Source organism: Frondihabitans sp. OV104 (genome assembly GCF_057787745.1).
In genome coordinates, this window is the sequence record NZ_CM173541.1 from 275,487 (window position 1) to 295,898 (window position 20,412).

The following is a 20,412-nucleotide window of genomic DNA, read 5'->3' on the forward strand; positions in this document are numbered from 1 at the left end:
TTCTATCCTCCTCCCCCCCCCCAAAGGAACCTCAATGAAACGTCCACTGCTCGCTGTGGCTGCAATCGTCGCTCTGGTCGCCGGCCCAATCGCGGTAAGTGAATCAGCTCGCGCCTCGACTGCCTCGGACTCCCTGGAAGCCCGGGCCGTGTCGCCGGCTCCTGCGTCGTGCAAGAAGGGGTCCGCCTGCATCTGGCGCGACAAGAACTACGGCGGAGATCGGATCTCGTTCACGCACCGAATCGACAGCTATGCCGCGATTCTCATTGGCGACGTCGGCTACCGGCACGCCAACGACATCGCGTCGTCCCTTTACAACAACGGTCAGTACAACAGGGCGAAATTCTGGCAGCACAAAGACTTCACAGGTCCTTCGATCCTGCTCGAGCGGCAGAACGGCGACAAGAATCTCGCCGATGCCAATGGCACTGTAAAGAAGGTTTTCAACGACCGGATCAGCTCGAGCATGTTCGTCCAATGAGACGACGTCTGGCCGGGGTGGCAGCGATCGTCATTGCGACCGGGGTGCTCAACGGCTGCGCCTCCGGGTCTGGCGGCAGATCTCTCGAGCACCCGGAGAAGAACCAGGCCCGTTACCTCATGCCGACCGACGCGTATGCCGACAGCGAGTCCGACAACACGATGTATGCCGAGAATGTGTTCATCTCGAAGTGCTTCGCAGAGAAGGGGCTCGAGTACCCTGTCGAGCACCGCACGCTTCGCGAGGACGGCAATGCCAGTTGGAACACCGTGACGAGGCTCCTCTTCGACGAGAGCACAGCGCGGCAGTTCGGCTATCACCAGCAGGTCGGCACGGGCGGGATGACTCCCGAGGAGATCCGGCGGGGTTTCGAGGGGCCGGAGCTGACGCCAGAAGGAGAGCGCCTTTTCTCGAAGTGCCTGGGTGACGCGCGAGAGGAGCTGGGCACCGAACAGCAGATCGAGCAGTACGCGACGGAGCTCGCCGTCGACGCGTACGACGCGACACTCGTCGACCCCGAGGTGAAGGCGGCGACGGCGCGGTGGCGCGAGTGCATGAAGCCGCTCGGGATCAGCGGCCTGGACGCGTCGCCGTCGGGCCCACCGAGTGATGAGTTGAACGCGAGGTTCGGGCTGTCCGGCGACATCCTGCCGACCGAGGACGCCTCGGCCGAAGAGATCCGCATCGCGGTGTTCGACGCACGATGCCAGGAGTCGAGCGGCTACGCGAAGACGATCTACGACACGGAGTGGGCCTTTCAGCAGGAGCTAGTGGAGAAGAACGCCGACAAGCTCCTCCGCGTGAAGGCGCAGATCGATGCGAAGAACGCGCGCGTCCACGAGTACATCGCCGAGCATGCGCCCTCGAAGTAGACGCCTCGCGCGGGTGGGCGTCACCACCCTCGTGGCCGCCGCCGTCTTCGGCGGCGGCTGGGCGGCGGCATCCGCGGTGCAGTCGCCCGCCCAGCGGGAAGCGGCGGCATCGGCTCCGCCGAAGCAGCCTGTGACGGCCGCGGTCACGCGGGGCGACCTGGCCGACACGATCACGAGCGAGGCCACCGTCAGGCGCGCGGCGCGGGAGCGGCTCGCGCTGACAGCGGCGGAGGCGCCGGCCGTGGTGACGGGGACGCCAGTTCCTGCGGGCCAGGAGGTCGTCGCCGGGCACAGCCTGCTCGAGGTGAACGGTCGCCCGATCGTCGCGATGCCCGGAGCCTTCCGCTTCTACCGCGACCTCGAAGCCGGACGGAGCGGGCCCGACGTGCGGCAGCTGCAGCAGGGCCTCACCGCCGCGGGCTTCGCGGTGCCGGCCGACGGCGTCTTCGGCACGGGTACCGAGCGCGCTGCCCGCGATCTCTACCGTGCGATCGGATACCCGGCCCACGAGGTCGCCGACCCGGCCCCGGCGAAGGCCGACGCGGGTGCCAGCGACGCAGAGTCCTCACCGCCGACGACCCACATCGTCATCCCGCGCGCCGAGCTCGTCGTCATGGCGACGGATCGCGCCCACCTCGTCACGGGGCCCGGGGTCGGGGCATCCGTCGACGACGAGACCGAGATCGTCGTCGAGCGCGGCGAGATGATCGCGGTGGCGGAGGTCCCCTCGACCGTCGGCGTCCGGGTGCGGGCCGGAATGACCGGCACGCTGACGGCGGCCGGGAAAGACGCTCCCGTGAAGGTCACCCGGGTCGACGACGCCGCGAAACAGGGCGAGTCGACGATCGAGCTCGCCCCGACGGCGGCGGGTGCGACCATCTCCTCTGCGGCGGGCAGGGCGTTCCTGAGGCTCGACATCGAAGTCGTGCGCAGGAACTCCCTCCTCGTTCCCAGCACGGCCGTCGTGACGGGCGGCACCGCCGGCGGCCACGTCCGCAAGCGCCTCGCCGACGGCGGCTTCGTGCGGGTGCCCGTCGACGAGGCCGGGCAGCTCGGCGGCCAGAGCGCTGTCGTGCCGACCACGAGGGGGATGCTGCAGACCGGCGACCTCGTGCGGGTGGACTGAGGTGGTCGATCTCGACCTGCACTCGGTGCGGCGGCGCTACGAGCCCGGCGGCCCGGAGGCGCTCGCCGGTGTCTCTGCCGTGATCCGCTCGGGAGAGTTCGTGGCGATCGAGGGGCCGTCGGGCGGAGGCAAGTCGACGCTCCTCAACACGCTCGGACTCCTCGACAGCCCCGACGCGGGAACGTACTCGATCGACGGCATCGATGCGATGTCGGCGTCGCCGGGGCGGCTGGCCGAGCTCCGGTCGGACACGTTCGCGTTCGTCTTCCAGAGCTTCCACCTTCTCGACCGGCGTCCCGTCGTCGACAGCGTGGAGCTCGGGCTGCTGTACCGAGCGGTCACGCCGTCCGAGCGCCGTAATGCGGCGCTTGCCGCACTCGCCGCCGTGGGGCTGTCCGCCTTCGCCGACAAGCGCGCTGCCGACCTCTCCGGCGGCGAGCGCCAGCGGGTGGCCATCGCACGCGCCCTCGCGACGAACGCTCCGGTGCTCGTCGCCGACGAGCCGACAGGCAATCTCGACAGCGCCAACAGCCAGCGGATCGTCGAGAGCCTGCGGTCGGTGCACGAGCGGGGCGCGACGGTGGTCCTGGTGACGCACTCGCCCGAGGTCGCGGCGGAGGCCGAGCGGCGGCTGACCATGAACGACGGCCAGCTGACCGAGCGCGGGGCCACCCCGCCGGGGCGCGACCTGCCGGAGGTGCCCGCGCCGGCGGGACGGGCTTCGCGCCTGCGGCTTCGCGACCTCCTCGCCGACGCCCGCGCGTCGGTGCTGTCGCGGGCCGGCCGCACGGCAGGCCTCGTCGCGGCCGTGGCCGTCGGCGTCGCGCTCGCCGTCGCGACGCTGGGCATCTCCGCCTCGGCCTCATCGCAGGTCGCCGACACGTTCGACGCCCACGCGAACCGCGCTGTGACAGCGTCGTGGGGTGACGGAGACCTGTCGCCCGCAGCGGACGTCGACGGAATGCCGGCTCGGCTCCGGGCGCTCGCCGGGGTGGATGCCGTCGGCATCGTCACGGACCACGGGGGTGTCGACGTCCAGGCATCGCCGCGGCGGCCGATGCTCCAGGCCGGCGGGTACAGCACGGAGGACGCCGGGCTGTCGGCCACGGATGCGTCGATCCGGTGGGCCGACGGGCACCCGCGGGCTCTCGACAACGGCGAGGTGGTGATCGGCCGCAACCTCGCCGCGCAGCTCGAGCTGGCCGGCGTGGACGCGCGGCCGGCGATCACCGTGGCGGGACGACGAGCGATCGTCGTCGGCGTCCTGCGTTCGTCTTCCCGGATCCCGACACTCACCGGCTCCGTCCTGCTGCCGACCTCGGCGGGGCTTCCGGCTGAGTCGAGCCAGGTCTACGCGTTCGTGACCGTGCGGCCCGGTGCCGCTCAGCAGGTGGCGTCGCAGGTCTCGCTGGCGATCGATCCGTACACCCCGTCAGCGGTCGCGGTCGACGCGCCACCCGATCCATCGACGCTGCGGGCCGACATCCAGAGCGACGTCCGCTCGACGCTCCTGGCGTTCACGGGACTCGCGGTCCTCGCGTCGGTGGTCGGCCTCGGCAACTCGATGGTGCTGTCCGTGCTCGAGCGCCGGGCCGAGTTCGGTCTGCGTCGAGCCGTCGGGGCGCGTCCGGTGCACATCTCCGGGCTGGTGCTCGCGGAGTCGTCGATCATCGGCGCGATCGGCGGTCTCGCGGGCCTGGCGGTCGGCGTGGCCGGGATCCTGGGCATCACGATCGCACGGCAGTGGATCCCCGTCTTCGACCTCCGTCTCGCGCCGCTCGCCGTTCTCGGCGGGATGGCGATCGGGGCACTCGGAGGAGTGCTCGCGGCCGCTCGGGCGTCGCGGATTCTGCCGCACGAAGCCCTGCGGCAATAATGGCTGCGGTGCCGGCGCGGGGGTCCGCACGGACGACCCGGGTCCACCCGACGGCCGACGCCGACTCACTGGCGGGTGGGCTACCGTAGCTTCGTGACGACACGGCGACGAACCACGGGTGGCGACGCGGGCGAGAACCCGGTCGGCCGCGGGTTCGCCTACCGCCTCTACCAGCGTCGCATCCGGCGCGGCCTTGCGGGCCTGGAGCTGCCGCACCACGTCGCCATGATCGTCGACGGCAACCGGCGCTGGGCGAAGCAGCGGATGCTCGAGACGGCCGCGCACGGCCACCGGGCGGGTGCGGCGAAGATCCGCGAGTTCCTGACCTGGTGCGACGAGCTCGGCATCAAGGTCGTCACGCTGTACCTCCTGTCGGCCGACAACCTCACGAACCGCCACGACGCCGAGCTGGAGGCGCTGGTCGACATCATCTCGGAGCTGGCGCACGACCTTTCGCGCACCGGCGACTGGCGCGTGCAGCACGTCGGAGCCGTCGACGGGCTGCCCGGGTCGCTCGTCGACGCCCTCCACGATGCCGAGTCGCGCACTGCCGACCACACCGGCCTGCACGTCAACCTCGCCGTCGGCTACGGCGGCCGTCGCGAGATCGCCGACGCGATGCGCAGCATCGTGCGCGCTCACGGAGAGGGCGGCGGTACCATCGACGACCTCGCCGAGGTGCTCACCCCCGAGCTCATCGCCGACCACCTCTACACCGGCGGCCAGCCCGATCCCGACCTCGTGATCCGCACCTCGGGCGAGCAGCGCCTGAGCGACTTCATGCTGTGGCAGAGCGCCCACAGCGAGTTCTACTTCGTCGAGGCGTTCTATCCCGATCTGCGCGAGGTCGACTTCCTCCGAGCCGTGCGAGACTTCGCCAACCGCCATCGCAGGTACGGTAGTTAGGTTCAGTTTTCAGCAAGGAGCCCGATTGAGCAGCATCGACGACTACAGAGACGGCTTCTCTGAAGACCCCGGCTACCTCGACTTCGCCTCGTTCGGCCCCATGGGCCGCGCAGTGGTGGCGGAGCAGGCGGCCCTCGACGAGATCCACGTGCGCGCCCGCTACGGCGCGGCGAACGTCTTCGACGAACAGGACATCCGGGTGCGCGAGGCGGTTCGCCGCGTCACCGGGTTCCCGACCGAGCGCATCGTGTTCCAGCCGAACACCTCGATCGGCCTCTTCCACGCGATGTTCGGCCTGTCGGGCCAGGTGCTGTACTCGGCGCGCGAGTACCCGAGCATCCCGGTGGCCGCACAGCGCGCCGCTCAGGCGCTGCACGTGCTCGACCAGATCACGATGGAGCCCCCGGCGGGCGTCGTCACTCCGTCGGTCGTCCGCGACAACCTGACGCCGGCCACGACCGCCGTCGCGGTCAGCCTCGTCGACTACCGCACGGGCTACAAGGTCGATCTCGAGGGCATCCGCGACGTCATCGGCGACCGCCTGCTCATCGTCGACGCGATCCAGGGCTTCGGCGTCACCGAGGCGCCGTACGAGGTGGCCGACGTGGTCGTCGCCGGGGGCCAGAAGTGGGTCCGCGCCGGCTGGGGCACCGGCTTCCTCGGCCTCAGCGAGCGTGCCGCGACCGATCTCGTGCCTCTGATCAGCGGCGTGAGCGGCACGATCGTCCCGCTCGGCGGCTCGTACGACGAGGTGCCGCCGCCGCTCCAGGGCGCCGCGGCCTTCCAGGTGACCCGTTGCGACCCGATCGCGCAGGCTCGGTTCGCGACCGCACTCGAGGGCATCGCCGACGCCGGCGTCGGGCAGATCGCCGCCGCCATCGCCCTCACCGTCTCGGCCGTGATCGACATCGCCGACGAGTTCGCCATCCCGGTCGTTTCGTCGCGCGACGAGACCGAGCGCGCCGGCATCGTCGTCCTCCAGCCCGAGGCCGGTCACGTCACCGCCCTCACCGCCGCCCTCATCAACCACGGCGTCACCGCGACCGTGCGCGACGGGCTCGTGCGCCTCAGCGTGCACGTGTCCACCGGCGAAGAGACCCTCGGGGCCCTCCGCGGGGCGCTGACCTCGTACGGGTCGGCGATCCAGTACTGACGGGCGCGCAGGAACGCCGGCCCTCGCGTCGGCGGGGCGCGAGTTCCTGCGCCCTGTGACGCCTGTGACGGGGGTTAATCTGCTCGTAACCCCGCCGTCAGCGTGTCGCATTTGTGGGATGTCGGTGGGCTGACGTAGCTTCAACCCATCAGGTAAGGCACCTGATCGAGACGGCCACGTAAGTTCGTTTCGAAACTGCTCCACGGCCGTCTTGAGGGAAGGTACCGAGTGCCCACCGCACCCGGAGATGGAGTCGGTCGTGACCGCATACGACGTCGCAGAAACCCCCACCACCAGCGCCGAGGGGGTGAAGACCGGCCAGAAGACCTACGTTCTCGACACCTCGGTTCTGCTCAGCGATCCGCAGGCGATGTTCCGCTTCGCGGAGCAGTCGGTCGTGATCCCGGTCGTCGTCATCGGCGAACTGGAGAAGAAACGTCACGACCCCGAGCTCGGCTACTTCGCACGTCAAGCTCTCCGCCTGCTCGATGAGCTCCGCGTCAAGCACGACCGCCTCGATTTTCCGGTCGAGGTCGGCAAGGGCGGTTCGCTCCGCGTCGAGCTGAACCACTCGAACATGACCGTGCTGCCCTCGGGGCTCCGTCTCGACGACAACGACTCCCGGATCCTCGCCGTCGCGTCGAACCTGTCGAACGACGGACTCGAGGTCGTGGTCGTGTCGAAAGACCTCCCGCTGCGGGTCAAGGCGGCGTCGATCGGTCTCGCGGCCGAGGAGTACCGGGCCGAGCAGATCGTCGACTCCGGCTACACGGGGCTCGCCGAGGTCGACATCTCGAGTGAGCAGATGGCGAAGCTGTACGACGACGAGCACATCTCGACGCCTGCCGCGGAGCAGCCGGTCAACACGGGTCTCGTCATGCACTCCGATCGCGGTTCGGCCCTCGGCCGCGTGGTCTCGAAGGGGCACGTGCGCCTGGTGCGCGGCGACCGCGACGTCTTCGGCCTGCACGGTCGCTCGGCGGAGCAGCGCCTCGCGATCGACCTGCTCCTCGACCCCGAGGTGGGCATCGTCTCGCTCGGCGGCCGCGCCGGCACCGGCAAGTCGGCGCTCGCCCTCTGCGCGGGCCTGGAGGCCGTGCTCGAGAAGCAGCAGCACAAGAAGATCATGGTGTTCCGGCCGCTGTACGCGGTCGGCGGCCAGGACCTCGGCTTCCTGCCGGGCGACGCAGGCGAGAAGATGAACCCGTGGGCGCAGGCCGTCTTCGACACGCTCGGCGCGATCGTGTCTCAGAACGTTCTCGACGAGGTCGTCGAGCGGGGCATTCTCGAGGTGCTGCCGCTGACGCATATCCGCGGTCGCTCGCTGCACGACGCGTTCGTGATCGTCGACGAGGCCCAGTCGCTCGAGCGCAACGTGCTGCTCACGGTCCTGTCGCGCATCGGCCAGAACTCGCGAGTGGTGCTCACGCACGACGTCGCCCAGCGCGACAACCTGCGGGTCGGACGCCACGACGGAGTCGCCTCGGTCATCGAGACGCTCAAGGGGCACCCCCTGTTCGCCCACGTGACGTTGACGCGTTCGGAGCGGTCGGCGATCGCCGCGCTGGTCACCGAGCTGCTGGAGTCGAACGAGCTGGCCTAGTCGCCGTCGGGCGGCCTCGGGTCTCCTGCACAGTGCAGGGCTGTGCTCACACGAGCAGGACTGTGTGCACACAGGCAGGACCAGGGGCCGCTCTCCACAGATCGAGCCCGGGGTGACCGGGGGTGCATCGCCGGCTCCTACGGTCGACGCATGCATCCCCTCGTCGACGCCCTGGTCATCCTCGCCCTGCTCGGCGTGAGCGTCTCCCTGCCAGTGGCGGCGCTTCCGCTGGCCGTGTGGCTGGCCTTCACGACGCCGCTTCTGGTGCGGAGTGATGTCGCGTCGCTCCGCCTCCCCAACGCCGTGACGCATCCTGCTCTGGCAATCGCCCCGGTCGGCGGGGTGGTGGCCGTCGTCGCGGGCGCCTGGCCGCCGTCGGCCGCCGCCGTCGCGCTGGGCGTCGTGGTCGCCACAGCCGCCGTCGGCTGCCTGGCGGCCTCCCGCGGCGCCGTGGGGATGGGCGACGTCAAGCTGGCCACCGCCGTCGCCTGCGGGGCGCAGTCGGCGTGGCCGGGCGGGGCCGCCGTCGCGCTCGTCGGGTGCGGCGTCGCAGGTCTCGTCACCCTCGTCGTGTCCCGGCGCCGGCGCCCGGCGCCGCCCGTGGTGCCGTACGGCCCGGCCGTTCTCGCGGGCTTCTGGCTGGCCGCTGCCCTCGCACCGTGACGACGGAGTGCCCTGGAACGGCGGTTCCGGGGGCGCACGGGCAGCCCCAGTGGACGCCCATCGGTCGCGGCGCTTTCCGGGACGGCTCGGCTCAGCCCGGGTGGGTCATGCTGAGCACGTCGAGCGCCTTGTCGAGCTGCTCCTCGGTGACCTCGCCGCGTTCGACGAATCCGAGGTCGATGACGGCCTCGCGCACGGTCATCTTCGCGCTGACGGAGTGCTTGGCGATCTTCGCCGCCGCCTCGTAGCCGACGATGCGGTTGAGGGGCGTGACGATCGACGGCGAGGACTCGGCGAGGGCGCGGGCGTGCTCGACGTTGGCAATCAGCCCGTCGACAGCCTTGTCGGCGAGAGCGACGGTCGCGTTCGACAGCAGGCGGATCGATTCGAGCAGCGCGGTGCCCATGACAGGGATGGCGACGTTGAGCTCGAAGGCCCCTGAGGCGCCCGCCCAGGCGATGGTGGCGTCGTTGCCGATGACGCGGGCGCTCACCATGAGCACCGCCTCGGGGATGACGGGGTTGACCTTGCCGGGCATGATCGACGAGCCGGGCTGGAGGTCGGGGATGTGCAGCTCGCCGAGGCCGGTGTTGGGGCCGGAGCCCATCCAGCGGAGGTCGTTGTTGATCTTGGTCAGGCTCACGGCGAGCACGCGCAGGGCGCCGGACGCCTCGACGAGGCCGTCGCGGGCGCCCTGGGCCTCGAAGTGGTCGAGCGCCTCGGTGACGGGCAGGCCCGAGTCGGCCGCGAGGGCCGCGATGACGCGCTGCGGAAAGCCGATGGGCGTGTTGATGCCGGTGCCGGTGGCCGTGCCGCCGAGCGGCACCTCGGCGACGCGGGGGAGCGTCGCGGTGACGCGCTCGATGCCGAGGCGGATCTGGCGGGCGTAGCCGCCGAACTCCTGGCCGAGGGTGACAGGCGTGGCGTCCATCAGGTGGGTGCGACCCGACTTGACGACGCCCTTCCATTCGTCGGCCTTCTTCTCGAGGGCGAGGGCGAGGTGGTCGAGAGCGGGGACGAGGTCGTGCAGTAGGGCGCCCGTGACGGCCACGTGGACCGAGGTCGGGAAGACGTCGTTCGACGACTGCGACGCGTTGACGTGGTCGTTGGGGTGAACCGGCGAGCCGAGGATTCCGGAGGCCAGCGTGGCGAGCACCTCGTTCATGTTCATGTTCGACGAGGTGCCGCTGCCGGTCTGATAGACGTCGACAGGGAACTGGTCGTGATGCGAGCCGCCGATGATGAGGTCGGCCGCCTCGGCGATCGCCGCTGAGATGGGGCCCTCGAGGATCCCCATCTCGCCGTTGACGATCGCGGCCGCGCGCTTGATGCGCGCGAGGGCGACGATCTGCGCCGGCTCGAGCCCCGCACCCGAGATCGGGAAGTTCTCGACGGCGCGCTGCGTCTGGGCACTGTAGAGGGCGCTGGCCGGGACCCTCACCTCGCCCATCGTGTCGTGCTCGATGCGGAACTCGCCGGCGGCGCCGCTCGAGGTCGAGTCGGGCGTTGCGGTGGTCTCGGTGGTGGTCACGTCGCTGTGGTCCTTCCGTCAGGGGGTGTGGTGTGCGGGTCGGGCCTCAGAGATCGCCGACGACCGTGTGGAAGTCGACTCGGCCGTTGGCGAGGTCGTAGTTGGCTCCGACGACTGCCAATCTACCGCTGGCGACTGCGTCCGAGATCACAATCGAGCGCTCGAGGAGAGCGCCGACGGACGCCTCGATGTGCAGCCGGCCGACCTCCCGCGGATCGAGAGCGCCCGCGGCATCCGCGAGCTCGCGGTGCGCCCGCTTGACCGAGGGCACGATCATGTCGACGAGGCGCTGCAGGTAGAACGACTGCGACTCGGAGTTAGCATCGATCGACGCGATGGCGGCGGCCACGGCACCGCAGCTGTCGTGCCCGAGCACGACGATCAGCGGCACCTTCAGAGCGGTCACAGCGAACTCGAGCGAGCCGATCTCGTTGTCGCCGACGACCTGACCGGCGTTCCTCACCACGAAGAGGTCGCCGAGACCGCTGTCGAAGATGATCTCGGCGCCGAGGCGGCTGTCAGCGCACCCGAACACGGCCGCGATCGGCTTCTGACCGGAGGCCACCAGGGAGCGACGGTCGGCGTCCTGGTGCGGGTGCTCGGGGCGGCCCTCGACGAACCGCACGTTGCCGGCGGACATGGCCTTCCAGGCGGTGCCGGGGGTCGGGGTGGCTGTGGTGTCGGTCACGAGGGCTCTCCAGGGGTCGGGATCGGGAGGGTCGGGGGGCTCGGCTCGTCGGCTGCTCAGCCGGCCAGCTGCGCGGCGACGCGGGTGGCGAGAAGGTCGAACTGGGTGTCGCTGGCGGTGCCGGCGAGGACGACGGTCGAGTCGCCCTCGGTCGCGACCATCGCGTACGCGTTGTTGCCGGTGTTGTTCTCGGCGCGCTGGTCGTACACGGTCCAGGTCACGCCGCCGACGGTCTTCTCGGAGGTCTTGCGTGCCTCGTCGAGTTTGTTGCTGACCCACGTCGCATTCGCTTTGAAGCCCTGCGTCAGGCCGATGAACTGCGTGTCGGGGGTGAGGAAGCCGACGTACCAGGTGGCTACGCCGTCGGCGCCCGCGGGCGCGATCTCGGCGCGGTTCGACGTCCACTTCGAGGGCATCGCGGGTGCGGCGAGCTTCTCGGTCTGCTGGGGCTGCGCCTCGGAGGCCACCTTCTGGTAGTCGACGACCTGCAGGTGCGAGCCGTCGTCACGGGGCACAACCAGAACGAGCAGGACGACGATGGCCACCGAGACGATGATCGCGATGGTCAGGTTGAAGGCGGTCTGGTTCTCGCGATGCGCACGCGAGCTCGCGGCCTTGCGGGCTGCCGTCTCGCCGGGGGTCTCGGGGCGGCCGAGCTCGGCGACCACGCGGGGCGCGCGCTGCTTGCCGAGAGGAGGGGGCGGGATGTCGCTCATTCGGCGACCGCACTCGAGCGCGCCTTCTCGAGGCGCTCCTTGGCGCCCTGCAGCCACTCTTCGCACCGGGCGGCGAGGGCCTCGCCGCGCTCCCAGAGGGCGAGCGACCGCTCGAGCGTCGAAGCGCCCTGCTCGAGCTCGTTGACGACGGTCACGAGCTCGTCGCGAGCCTGCTCGTAGGTGTACGAGGAGACGGCGGGGAGATCGGCGACATCGGAGACGGGGGAGGTTGCCACGGTGAAATCCTATCGAGCGGGGGTGGGAGCGCCATCCGAGGCGCCGTCGGTGCGAGGCCCTCGGCTGACGGTGTCGAGCGAGCCGGAGGCGAGGGTCAGCAGCAGGGGAGTGTCGGGCGGCGCCTCGGACGAGTCGCGGAGCACCGCGCCCGAGGGGAGCTGGGCGATCGAGTAGCCGCGCTGGAGCGTGGACTCGGGCGAGAGGGCGCGGAGCTGGGCGGCGAGCTCCGAGACCCGGACGCCGGCGCGCTCGATTGCGCGTCGCAGGAGCTCTTCGCTCCGGGCGACGTACCGGACCAGCTCGTCGGCGCGGATGTCGAGGAGAGTCTGCGGGCGGGCGAGCACGGGCCGGCTGCGGATCTGGCCTAGCCGGTCGATCTCTCCGTTGATCAGGTGCGTGAGGCGGCCGGCCATGCGCCCGCGGGCCTGCTGCACGCGCAGGAGCTCTTCTCCGACGTCCGGCACGACGCGCTTGGCCGCGTCGGTCGGCGTGGAGGCGCGGAGATCGGCGACCTCGTCGAGCAGCGGGCGGTCGGCCTCGTGGCCGATGGCGCTGACGATGGGCGTCGTCGCGGCGGCGGCCGCGCGAAGGAGCCCCTCGTCGCTGAAGCCGAGCAGGTTCTGGAAGTCGCCGCCGCCGCGGGCGACGATGATGACGTCGACCTCGGGGTCGGCGTCGAGCGCCTTCACCGCCGCGGTCACCTCGCTCGGCATGCGCTCGCCCTGGACGGCGGCGTGGATCGTCTTGAACCGCACCGAGGGCCAGCGCAGCTGGGCGTTGCGGAGCACGTCCTTCTCGGCGTCGCTGTCCTTGCCGGTGACGAGGCCGATGCACTGAGGGAGGAAGGGCAGTCGCCGCTTCCGAGCCGGATCGAACAGCCCCTCGGACGCGAGCTGCCGACGCAGGCGCTCGAGCCGCTCGAGCAGGTCGCCGAGACCGACGTGCCGCATGTCGAACACCTGCATGGTGAGCGATCCGCCCTTAACCCAGTAGTTGGGCTTGATGGCGGCGATGACCCGGTCGCCCTGCTTGAGGTCGTCGGGGATCTTGCCCCGCACGCTCGACCAGATCGAGAACGAGACCGTGGCGTCCTGCTCGAGGTCTTTGAGCTTGCCGTAGACGTTGCCGCCGGAGCTGTTCCACTGCGTGATCTCGCCCTCGACCCAGGCCGTGCCGAGGCGGTCGATCCAGTCGCGGACCTTGGCCGCCAGCAGCCCGACGGGCCAGGGCGCGTCGGCTGTGGGAGGCGGGGTGACGATCGTCAAAGAAGCTCCTCCTGGGCGCCAGCGTCGAGAGACTCTCAGGCCGGTCGGACCAGGCCCGCCTAGAATCACTCCGTGAGCCGAATTACGAATGGCGCTCTCGCCATCGACCTTCCGACACCGCGTGTTCCCGCGGTGCGCAACAGGCTAAAGGATACCCCCGTCATCGGGCGCAAACGCGTGCTCCTGGCGGCCCCCCGCGGCTACTGCGCCGGTGTCGACCGCGCCGTGATCGCCGTCGAGAAGGCCCTCGAGCACTACGGCTCGCCGGTCTACGTCCGCAAGCAGATCGTGCACAACGTCCACGTCGTGGCCACGCTCGAGCAGCAGGGCGCCATCTTCGTCGACGAGGTCGACGAGGTACCCGAGGGCTCGCACATCGTCTTCAGCGCGCACGGCGTCTCGCCGGCCGTCGTGAAGGGCGCCGACGACCGCGGTCTGCTGTCCATCGACGCGACCTGCCCGCTGGTCACCAAGGTGCACCGCGAGGCCATCCGATTCGCGAAGCAAGACCAGCACATCATCCTCATCGGCCACGCCGGCCACGAGGAGGTCGAGGGCACCATGGGCCACGCTCCCGAGCGGACCACCCTCGTGCAGAACCCCGGCGAGGTAGACACGCTCGTCGTCGACGACCCCGACAACCTGGTCTGGCTGTCGCAGACGACCCTCAGCGTCGACGAGACGATGGAGACGGTCAACCGCCTCCGCCAGCGCTTCCCGAACATCCAGAACCCGCCGTCCGACGACATCTGCTATGCCACTCAGAACCGCCAGGTCGCGATCAAGAAGGTCGCGAGAGACGCCGATCTGGTGATCGTCGTCGGCAGCGCGAACAGCTCGAACAGCGTGCGCCTCGTCGAAGTCGCCCTCGAATACGGCGCCAAGGCGGCGTACCGCGTCGACTACTCCTCCGAGATCCAGCAGGAGTGGCTCGACGGCGTCGAGACCGTCGGCGTCACCTCCGGCGCCTCCGTGCCCGAGGTCCTGGTCGACGAGGTCCTGGCCGAGCTCTCCGACGCCGGCTATGCCGACGTGGGCGAGGTCAAGACCGCCGAAGAAGACCTGATGTTCTCGCTCCCGAAAGAGCTGCGCAAGGATTCCACCGGCGGGGTCGACTCCCGAGCCCTGGGCGGCCGCACCCGATGACCACGCCTCCCGAGCAGACCGCGCACGCCGAGACACCCCAGTCCGCGGCCGCCGAGCCCGTCCGGGTCGAGGGCCGTCCAGCCCCGGAATACGGCGAGTACGCCCCTCCGGGCTGGGTCAGCCCCGTCGCTCCGCCGCCTGAGCCGAGCACAGCCGAGACACCGGCGCAGCAAGTCAGGGCCTCCGCCGCACCGCAGCGTCCGGGTGCTCCGACCATCGACGCACCGCCGCCCACCGGCGCGCCCGTCCCCGGGGCTCCGCCCAAGGCACTTCGCAACGCGGCCTTCAACCGCTTCGCGACGCTCGGTCTCATCGTCTACGGGCTGTACGACGTGGTCCGCTCGGCCTTGGAGTCCGACACCTTCGTGACGACCTACGTCGCGGAGTTCCGCTCCCTCGGGTACCTCTCCGGCGCGTTCGAGAGCACGGCGGCGCTGCAGCTCGTCGGGGTCGTCAGCGCCGCCGCCTCGGTGCCGATCTTCCTGATCACGATGATCGTCGCGATCCGCCGGCTCCGGGCGGGCAAGCGCTCCTGGCTCGTGCTCCTGATCGTCGGACTCGCCGTCAACGTCGTGACCGGACTGGTCGTGGTGGGCGTCGTCATGGGCGACTCGTCGTTCGTCGGGGCCTGACGGGGCGCACCGGACGCAGGCGAGGCGGCCGCCGAGTGGCGACCGCCCCGTGATCCTGCGCAGGATCTGCTGACGAGCCCTGCGATCAGCCCTTGCTCTGGCCGTGCGAGCCCAGCTGCTTCGTCGCCTCCAGCACGCGGGCGGCCATGGCGGTCTCGGCGATCTTGCCCCAGGAGCGCGGGTCGTAGACCTTCTTGTTGCCGACCTCGCCGTCGACCTTGAGGAACCCGTCGTAGTTCTTGAGCACGGTGTCGGCGATCGAGCGCGAGAACGCGTACTGCGTGTCGGTGTCGATGTTCATCTTGACGACGCCGTTCGACACGGCCTCTGAGATCTCGGCGTCGGACGAACCCGATCCGCCGTGGAAGACCAGCTCGAGCGGCTTGGCCGCGGTGCCGAACCTCTCGGCGATGCCGGCCTGGATCTCGCCGAGGAGCTCGGGGCGCAGCTTGACGTTGCCGGGCTTGTACACGCCGTGCACGTTGCCGAAGGTGAGAGCGGCGATGTAGCGGCCCTTGTCGCCCAGGCCGAGCGCCTCGACCACGCGGGTCACGTCGCCGACGGTCGTGTAGAGCGCGTCGTTCGTGCCCTCGTGCTCGACGCCGTCCTCCTCGCCGCCGACGACGCCGATCTCGACCTCGAGGATCGCGTTGATGGCCTTGGTGCGCTTGAGCATGTCTTCGGCGATCGAGATGTTCTCGTCGAGGGGCACCGCGCTGCCGTCCCACATATGCGACTGGAAGAGGGGGTTGCGGCCCGCCTTGACCTCCTCCTCGGAGGCGGCGATGAGCGGCATGACGAAGCCGTCGAGAGCGTCTTTGGGGCAGTGGTCGGTGTGGAGGGCGACCGTGACCGGGTAGTTCTTGGCGACCTCGGTAGCGAACTTCGCGAACGCGATGGCGCCCGCGGCGCGGTTCTTGACCGTCTGGCCGGCGAAGTAGTCGGCGCCTCCGGTCGTGACCTGGATGATGCCATCCGACCCGGCCTCGGTGAGACCCTGCAGCACGGCGTTGATGGTCTGCGACGACGAGACGTTGATCGCGGGGTAGGCGAACCCCTGCGTCTTCGCTCGGTCGAGCATCTCGGCGTACTGCTCTGGGGTGGCGACGGGCATGAGTTCTCCTTCGATGACGGGCGCGTTCTCGTTTCACTCTACCGAGGCGCGATGGGCGCTCGCCGGGTCGATCCGGCGCTGCACATGTGTGCACCTGCAATCGCGCGACGGCGTAATGGCTCGGACTTCCGACCCGGGTAAAGTTCGCCTCATGACCATCAGCGATCCTGGCACCCTGTTCACCCACCCCGACCGGAACCTCGGAATGGAGCTGGTGCGGGCGACGGAGGCCGCGGCCATCCGGGCGGCACCGTGGATCGGCCGCGGTGAGAAGAACCTCGCCGACGGCGCCGCTGTCGATGCGATGCGCAAGTTCCTCGGCACCGTCGACTTCGACGGCGTCGTGGTGATCGGCGAGGGCGAGAAGGACGACGCCCCGATGCTCTTCAACGGCGAGCACGTCGGCACCGGCAACGGCCCCTCGTTCGACATCGCGGTCGACCCGATCGACGGCACCTCGCTCACCGCGACGGGCCGCATGAACGCCGTCTCCGTGATCGCCGTCTCGGACCGCGGCACGATGTACGACCCCAGCGCCGTCTTCTACATGGACAAGATCGTGACCGGCCCCGAGGGCCTCGGCGTGATCGACCTCAGCCTCCCCATCGGCGACAACATCCGCGCGCTCGCTGCGGCCAAGGGCATGCCGGTCGAAGAGATGCAGATCGCGGTCCTCGACCGTCCGCGTCACAAGCAGCTCATCGCCGACATCCGAGCAGCGGGCGCAGGAACGCGGCTCCTCCTCGACGGCGACGTCGCGGGCGGAATCAACGCCGCCCGCCCCGAGTCCCGCATCGACATGTGCGTCGGCGTCGGCGGCACCCCCGAGGGCATCATCACCGCCTGCGCAGTCAAGGCGCTCGGCGGCGTCATCCAGGGCAAGCTGAAGCCGAAGGACGACGCGGAGCGCCAGCGCGCGATCGACGCCGGCCACGACCTCGACCGCATTCTCACGGGCGACGACCTGGTCACGGGCGACAACACCTACTTCGTCGCGACCGGCGTCACCGACGGCGCTCTCGTCGCCGGTGTCTCCCGCAAGAACGGCCTGATCCGCACCGAGTCGCTGGTGCTCCGCTCGCACTCGGGCACCCAGCGCCGCGTGATCGCCGATCACCTCGAGTCGAAGTGGCTCGGCGAGGCCTAGGTCTCTAGCTCTCGCGCACGCGGTCGAGCTCGGCAGTGAGCTCGACCGCCGCGAGGTCGCGCGGCAGGTCGTCGATCGGCGCGGCCGGTGCCAGCACAGTCGCCTCGTCGAGCATCGACAGCCGTCGGGCCGACGGAAGCACCTGCCTCTCCAGCGAGCCGACGAACCTGTTGTAGTCGGTCACCGTGCCGCGGATGGAGCGCCCGAGCTTGTCGACGTGCCCGGCCATCGTCGACAGGCGGCCGTACAGCTCGCGACTGAGGTCGAAGAGCTGCTTGGCCTCTTGCGTCACGACGTCCTGCTGCCAGCTGAATGCGATGGTCTTCAGCACCGACCACAGGGTGACCGGCGAGGCCAGGGCGACGCGCTTCTGGAACGCGTAGTCCATGATCGACGGGTCGGCCTCGAGCGCCGAAGACACGAGCGACTCGCTCGGGATGAACGCGATCGTGAGCTCGGGCGACGAGTCGAGACCCGACCAGTACGCCTTCGCGGCGAGGGCGTCGATGTGGGCCCGGACGGCCTTGACGTGCGCGCGGAGCAGGTCGTCGCGGCGTGCACGGTCGGCGCCGGTCGCCGTGGCCGGGATCGTCGATGCCTCGAGGTAGGCGGTGAACGGCACCTTGGCGTCGACGGCGATGTTCTTGCCGCCGGGCAGGTGGATGACCATGTCGGGGCGGCGTGCCCCGGAGTCGGCCGCGATCGACGACTGGACGTCGAAGTCGACGCGCTCGAGGAGCCCCGCGGCCTGCACGACGTTGCGGAGCTGCGTCTCGCCCCAGACGCCGCGCGTGCTGTTCGACTTGAGGGCCGCCGCCAGCGACTCGGCCGTCGAGCGCAGGCGCTCCTCCGACTCGGAGGCGGAGCGCAGCTGCTCGCTGAGCTCGCCGTGCTGCTGTTGGCGCTGCTGCTCGAGCTCGGCGACCTTGAGCTGCACGGCACGGAGGCTCTCGGCCACGGGGCTCAGGGCGGTGAGCACCCGGCCGTCGGTCGACGAACGCGCCGTCTCGGCCTCTGCCGAGGCGATCAGCCGGTCGTGCAGCTCGTCGACCCGTTGCTCCTGCAGCTCGAGCTGCCGGGCGTGCTGCGCCTCCTGCGCGTCGAGGCGCTCGCGCAGGGCGGCGGCCGTCGACGCGGAGCCGGCGACGCGGCCGCGCGCCAGCGCGAGGCCGATGAGGATGCCGAGCGCGGCGCCGGCGAGGAGCCCGAGGAAGAGAGCGGCGGTGGAGGACATGCTGGGAGTCTGGCAGTGCCCACCGACAAAGGTCTCGCAATCCGGAGGCTTAATGTCCTGACATTAAGGCAAGAGACGTGTACGCTCGACATCACAGCACGGTTCCGCCTTCACACAGGAAGTTGTACATCGGAGTATGACCCAGACAGCAGGTACCCCCTACGACGTCGTGACCATGGGCCGGGTCGGCGTCGACATCTATCCGCAGCAGGCCGGAGTGCCTCTCGAGGAGGTCGAGACGTTCTCCAAGTCGGTCGGCGGCAGTGCGACCAACGTCGCCATCGCGGCCACGCGCTACGGCAACCGGTCCGGCGTCATCACCCGCACCGGTGCCGACCCGTTCGGCCGCTACGTCGTGAAGGAGCTCGAGCGCCTCGGCGTCTCGACGGAGTTCATCTCGACCGTCGCCGGGCTCAACACCCCCGTCACGTTCTGCGAGATCTTCCCGCCCGACGACTTCCCGCTCTACTTCTACCGGGCGCCCAAGGCCCCCGACCTGATGATCACGGTGCAGTCGCTCGACCTCGCCGCCATCGAGCAGGCCCGGGTCTTCTGGACGACCGTCACAGGCCTCTCCGAGGAGCCCAGCCGATAGGCCCACCACGTCGCCTACCAGGCGCGCGGCCGACGCCCCCTCACGATCCTCGACCTCGACTACCGTCCGATGTTCTGGTCGTCGGCCGAGGTGGCCACCCGCGAGGTCGGGCGTGCCCTCGAGCACGTCACGGTCGCGGTGGGAAACAGGGAGGAGTGCGAGATCGCCGTCGGCGAGACGGAGCCCGAGCGCGCAGCCGACGCCCTCCTCGAGCGCGGCGTCGAGCTCGCGATCGTCAAGCGGGGCCCGCGCGGGGTCCTCGCCAAGACGCGCGACGAGTCGATCGAGGTACCCGCCCACCTGGTCAAGGTCATCAACGGCCTCGGCTCGGGCGACGGCTTCGGCGGCGCCCTCATCCACGGGCTCCTGCAGGGCTGGGAGCTCGAGCGCGTCCTGCGCTTCGCCAACGCCGCCGGCGGCATCGTCGCCACCCGCTTCGAATGCTCGACCGCGATGCCCACCGCGGCCGAGGTCGAGGCAGTCCTCGAGGAGGCCCTCCATGTCTGACGCATCCTCGTCGTTCGCCGACAGGGTCGCGCGTCTGCGCGACATCCGCGCCGCCGAGCCGGAGGCGATCGGCGCCGCTCTCGCGAGCCGCGTCCGGCGCCCGCTCCTGGAGGGCGACGGCCGCCTGTTCATCGTGGCCGCCGACCACACGGCCCGCGGCGCCCTCGGAGTCCGCGGCGACTCGCTGGCGATGTCCGACCGGGGCGAGCTGCTCCGCCGCCTCGTAGTCGCTCTCGAGCGACCAGGAGTCGACGGCGTGCTCGGCACCCCCGACATCCTCGAGGACCTGGCCCTGCTCGGCGCTCTCGACGGGAAGGTCGTCGTCGGCTCGATGAACCGCGGCGGCCTCCAGGGCGCCACGTTCGAGATGGACGACCGCTTCACCGCCTACTCGTCCCGGGGCATCGTCGACGCCGGGTTCGACTTCGCAAAGCTGCTCGTGCGCATCAACCTCGAGGACGCCGGCACCGCGACGACCATCGAGGCGACCGCTCGTGCCGTCAGCGAGTCGGCCGCTCTCCACCTGCCGATCATGCTCGAGCCGTTCGTGTCGAACTGGGTCGACGGCCGCATCGTCAACGACCTCTCGACGGAGGCCGTCATCAAGTCGGTCGCCATCGCGTCGGGCCTCGGCGAGTCGACGGCCTACAGCTGGCTGAAGCTCCCGGTCGTCGACGACATGGAGCGCGTGATGGCCGCGACCACCCTGCCGACGCTCCTCCTGGGAGGCGACCCGGCCGAGAACCCCGACGAGACCTACGCGAAGTGGGGCGCCGCCCTGGCGCAGCCCGGCGTGCGCGGCCTCACCGTCGGCCGGACCCTGCTCTACCCGTCCGACGACGACGTCGTCGCAGCCGTCGACACGGCGGCCGGGCTCGTCCACTCCACTGTCCCGGCGCAGGCCCAGAACGCCTAGACCG

The 20,412-nt window shown here is 70.3% G+C and carries 19 protein-coding genes and 1 pseudogene; 13 read left to right on the top strand and 7 right to left on the bottom strand.

The window, feature by feature from the left end; translation table 11 throughout:
- The first annotated feature begins 34 nt into the window (after positions 1-34).
- From AC3CBB_RS01360 to AC3CBB_RS01395, 8 genes are all read left to right on the top strand, one after another.
- Positions 35-481 (top strand): peptidase inhibitor family I36 protein, encoded by a 447-nt coding sequence (locus AC3CBB_RS01360; protein WP_488625701.1) that lies wholly within the window; start codon positions 35-37, stop codon positions 479-481.
- Positions 478-1,353 carry a hypothetical protein gene (locus AC3CBB_RS01365; RefSeq protein ID WP_148061192.1) on the top strand — a complete coding sequence of 292 codons (876 nt, stop codon included), beginning with the start codon at positions 478-480 and terminating at the stop codon, positions 1,351-1,353. The genes AC3CBB_RS01360 and AC3CBB_RS01365 overlap by 4 nt, the downstream gene beginning before the upstream one ends.
- A 13-nt stretch (positions 1,354-1,366) precedes the next feature.
- Positions 1,367-2,479, top strand: coding sequence for a peptidoglycan-binding protein (locus AC3CBB_RS01370; protein WP_488625702.1), 1,113 nt, complete (start codon positions 1,367-1,369; stop codon positions 2,477-2,479).
- A 1-nt stretch (position 2,480) separates the two neighbouring features.
- Complete coding sequence (locus AC3CBB_RS01375; protein ID WP_488625703.1) at positions 2,481-4,355, top strand: ABC transporter ATP-binding protein/permease; 1,875 nt, start codon at positions 2,481-2,483, stop codon at positions 4,353-4,355.
- Positions 4,356-4,448: 93 nt separating this feature from the next.
- Complete coding sequence (locus AC3CBB_RS01380; protein WP_123506541.1) at positions 4,449-5,261, top strand: isoprenyl transferase; 813 nt, start codon at positions 4,449-4,451, stop codon at positions 5,259-5,261.
- A 25-nt stretch (positions 5,262-5,286) separates the two neighbouring features.
- Entirely contained in the window at positions 5,287-6,414 is a 1,128-nt protein-coding gene (locus AC3CBB_RS01385; protein WP_488625704.1) for an aminotransferase class V-fold PLP-dependent enzyme, read from the top strand.
- Between the two features lie 247 nt (positions 6,415-6,661).
- Positions 6,662-8,017, top strand: a complete 1,356-nt coding sequence (phoH2, locus tag AC3CBB_RS01390) for an RNA 5'-3' helicase PhoH2 (RefSeq protein WP_488626770.1) — start codon at positions 6,662-6,664, stop codon at positions 8,015-8,017.
- A 150-nt stretch (positions 8,018-8,167) separates the two neighbouring features.
- Positions 8,168-8,680 (top strand): A24 family peptidase, encoded by a 513-nt coding sequence (locus AC3CBB_RS01395; protein WP_488625705.1) that lies wholly within the window; start codon positions 8,168-8,170, stop codon positions 8,678-8,680.
- A gap of 91 nt (positions 8,681-8,771) precedes the next feature.
- Here the strand turns inward: AC3CBB_RS01395 and AC3CBB_RS01400 are convergent, their stop codons facing one another.
- The 5 genes from AC3CBB_RS01400 to xseA form a co-directional block, all read right to left on the bottom strand.
- Positions 8,772-10,211, bottom strand: a complete 1,440-nt coding sequence (locus tag AC3CBB_RS01400) for a class II fumarate hydratase (RefSeq protein WP_255410950.1) — start codon at positions 10,209-10,211, stop codon at positions 8,772-8,774.
- Between the two features lie 46 nt (positions 10,212-10,257).
- Complete coding sequence (locus AC3CBB_RS01405) at positions 10,258-10,851, bottom strand: carbonic anhydrase (protein ID WP_488626771.1); 594 nt, start codon at positions 10,849-10,851, stop codon at positions 10,258-10,260.
- 104 nt (positions 10,852-10,955) lie between these two features.
- The gene (locus AC3CBB_RS01410; RefSeq protein ID WP_488625706.1) at positions 10,956-11,615 is read right to left on the bottom strand and encodes a DUF4245 domain-containing protein; all 660 of its coding nucleotides are present in this window, start codon (positions 11,613-11,615) and stop codon (positions 10,956-10,958) included.
- Positions 11,612-11,851, bottom strand: coding sequence for an exodeoxyribonuclease VII small subunit (locus AC3CBB_RS01415; protein WP_123506248.1), 240 nt, complete (start codon positions 11,849-11,851; stop codon positions 11,612-11,614). Before AC3CBB_RS01415 ends, AC3CBB_RS01410 begins: the two co-directional genes overlap by 4 nt.
- Positions 11,852-11,860: 9 nt before the next feature.
- Positions 11,861-13,117 (bottom strand): exodeoxyribonuclease VII large subunit, encoded by a 1,257-nt coding sequence (gene xseA, locus AC3CBB_RS01420; RefSeq protein ID WP_488625707.1) that lies wholly within the window; start codon positions 13,115-13,117, stop codon positions 11,861-11,863.
- 132 nt (positions 13,118-13,249) lie between these two features.
- Between xseA and AC3CBB_RS01425 the strand changes: the two genes are divergently transcribed.
- A complete protein-coding gene (locus AC3CBB_RS01425; protein ID WP_488626772.1) occupies positions 13,250-14,263 on the top strand; it encodes a 4-hydroxy-3-methylbut-2-enyl diphosphate reductase in 1,014 nt (337 codons plus the stop codon).
- On the top strand, positions 14,260-14,895 hold the full coding sequence (locus AC3CBB_RS01430) for a DUF6264 family protein (RefSeq protein WP_488625708.1): 636 nt from the start codon (positions 14,260-14,262) through the stop codon (positions 14,893-14,895). Before AC3CBB_RS01425 ends, AC3CBB_RS01430 begins: the two co-directional genes overlap by 4 nt.
- An 85-nt stretch (positions 14,896-14,980) precedes the next feature.
- On the opposite strand, the gene fbaA is transcribed toward AC3CBB_RS01430, so the two are convergent.
- Positions 14,981-16,009, bottom strand: coding sequence for a class II fructose-bisphosphate aldolase (gene fbaA, locus AC3CBB_RS01435; protein WP_488625709.1), 1,029 nt, complete (start codon positions 16,007-16,009; stop codon positions 14,981-14,983).
- Positions 16,010-16,160: 151 nt separating this feature from the next.
- On the opposite strand from fbaA, the gene glpX reads away from it, so the two are divergent.
- On the top strand, positions 16,161-17,156 hold the full coding sequence (gene glpX, locus AC3CBB_RS01440) for a class II fructose-bisphosphatase (protein ID WP_123506244.1): 996 nt from the start codon (positions 16,161-16,163) through the stop codon (positions 17,154-17,156).
- Between the two features lie 4 nt (positions 17,157-17,160).
- Here the strand turns inward: glpX and AC3CBB_RS01445 are convergent, their stop codons facing one another.
- Positions 17,161-18,390 carry a DNA recombination protein RmuC gene (locus AC3CBB_RS01445; RefSeq protein WP_488625710.1) on the bottom strand — a complete coding sequence of 410 codons (1,230 nt, stop codon included), beginning with the start codon at positions 18,388-18,390 and terminating at the stop codon, positions 17,161-17,163.
- Positions 18,391-18,526: 136 nt separating this feature from the next.
- Between AC3CBB_RS01445 and iolC the strand changes: the two are divergent.
- Both iolC and AC3CBB_RS01455 read left to right on the top strand, forming a co-directional pair.
- Positions 18,527-19,492 (top strand): annotated as a pseudogene (gene iolC / locus AC3CBB_RS01450) (5-dehydro-2-deoxygluconokinase).
- Positions 19,485-20,408, top strand: coding sequence for a class I fructose-bisphosphate aldolase (locus AC3CBB_RS01455; RefSeq protein WP_488625711.1), 924 nt, complete (start codon positions 19,485-19,487; stop codon positions 20,406-20,408). Before iolC ends, AC3CBB_RS01455 begins: the two are co-directional and overlap by 8 nt.
- The last annotated feature ends 4 nt before the right edge of the window (positions 20,409-20,412 follow it).

What these genes read in the sequence shown, in the direction of transcription:
- AC3CBB_RS01360 (WP_488625701.1), top strand. Translation starts at nt 35, where the DNA reads ATGAAACGTCCACTGCTCGCTGTGGCTGCAATCGTCGCTCTGGTCGCC.
- AC3CBB_RS01365 (WP_148061192.1), top strand. Translation starts at nt 478, where the DNA reads ATGAGACGACGTCTGGCCGGGGTGGCAGCGATCGTCATTGCGACCGGG.
- phoH2 (WP_488626770.1), top strand. Translation starts at nt 6,662, where the DNA reads ATGGAGTCGGTCGTGACCGCATACGACGTCGCAGAAACCCCCACCACC.
- AC3CBB_RS01395 (WP_488625705.1), top strand. Translation starts at nt 8,168, where the DNA reads ATGCATCCCCTCGTCGACGCCCTGGTCATCCTCGCCCTGCTCGGCGTG.
- AC3CBB_RS01405 (WP_488626771.1), bottom strand. Translation starts at nt 10,851, where the DNA reads ATGTCCGCCGGCAACGTGCGGTTCGTCGAGGGCCGCCCCGAGCACCCG.
- AC3CBB_RS01410 (WP_488625706.1), bottom strand. Translation starts at nt 11,615, where the DNA reads ATGAGCGACATCCCGCCCCCTCCTCTCGGCAAGCAGCGCGCGCCCCGC.
- AC3CBB_RS01430 (WP_488625708.1), top strand. Translation starts at nt 14,260, where the DNA reads ATGACCACGCCTCCCGAGCAGACCGCGCACGCCGAGACACCCCAGTCC.
- fbaA (WP_488625709.1), bottom strand. Translation starts at nt 16,009, where the DNA reads ATGCCCGTCGCCACCCCAGAGCAGTACGCCGAGATGCTCGACCGAGCG.
- glpX (WP_123506244.1), top strand. Translation starts at nt 16,161, where the DNA reads ATGACCATCAGCGATCCTGGCACCCTGTTCACCCACCCCGACCGGAAC.
- AC3CBB_RS01445 (WP_488625710.1), bottom strand. Translation starts at nt 18,390, where the DNA reads ATGTCCTCCACCGCCGCTCTCTTCCTCGGGCTCCTCGCCGGCGCCGCG.
- AC3CBB_RS01455 (WP_488625711.1), top strand. Translation starts at nt 19,485, where the DNA reads ATGTCTGACGCATCCTCGTCGTTCGCCGACAGGGTCGCGCGTCTGCGC.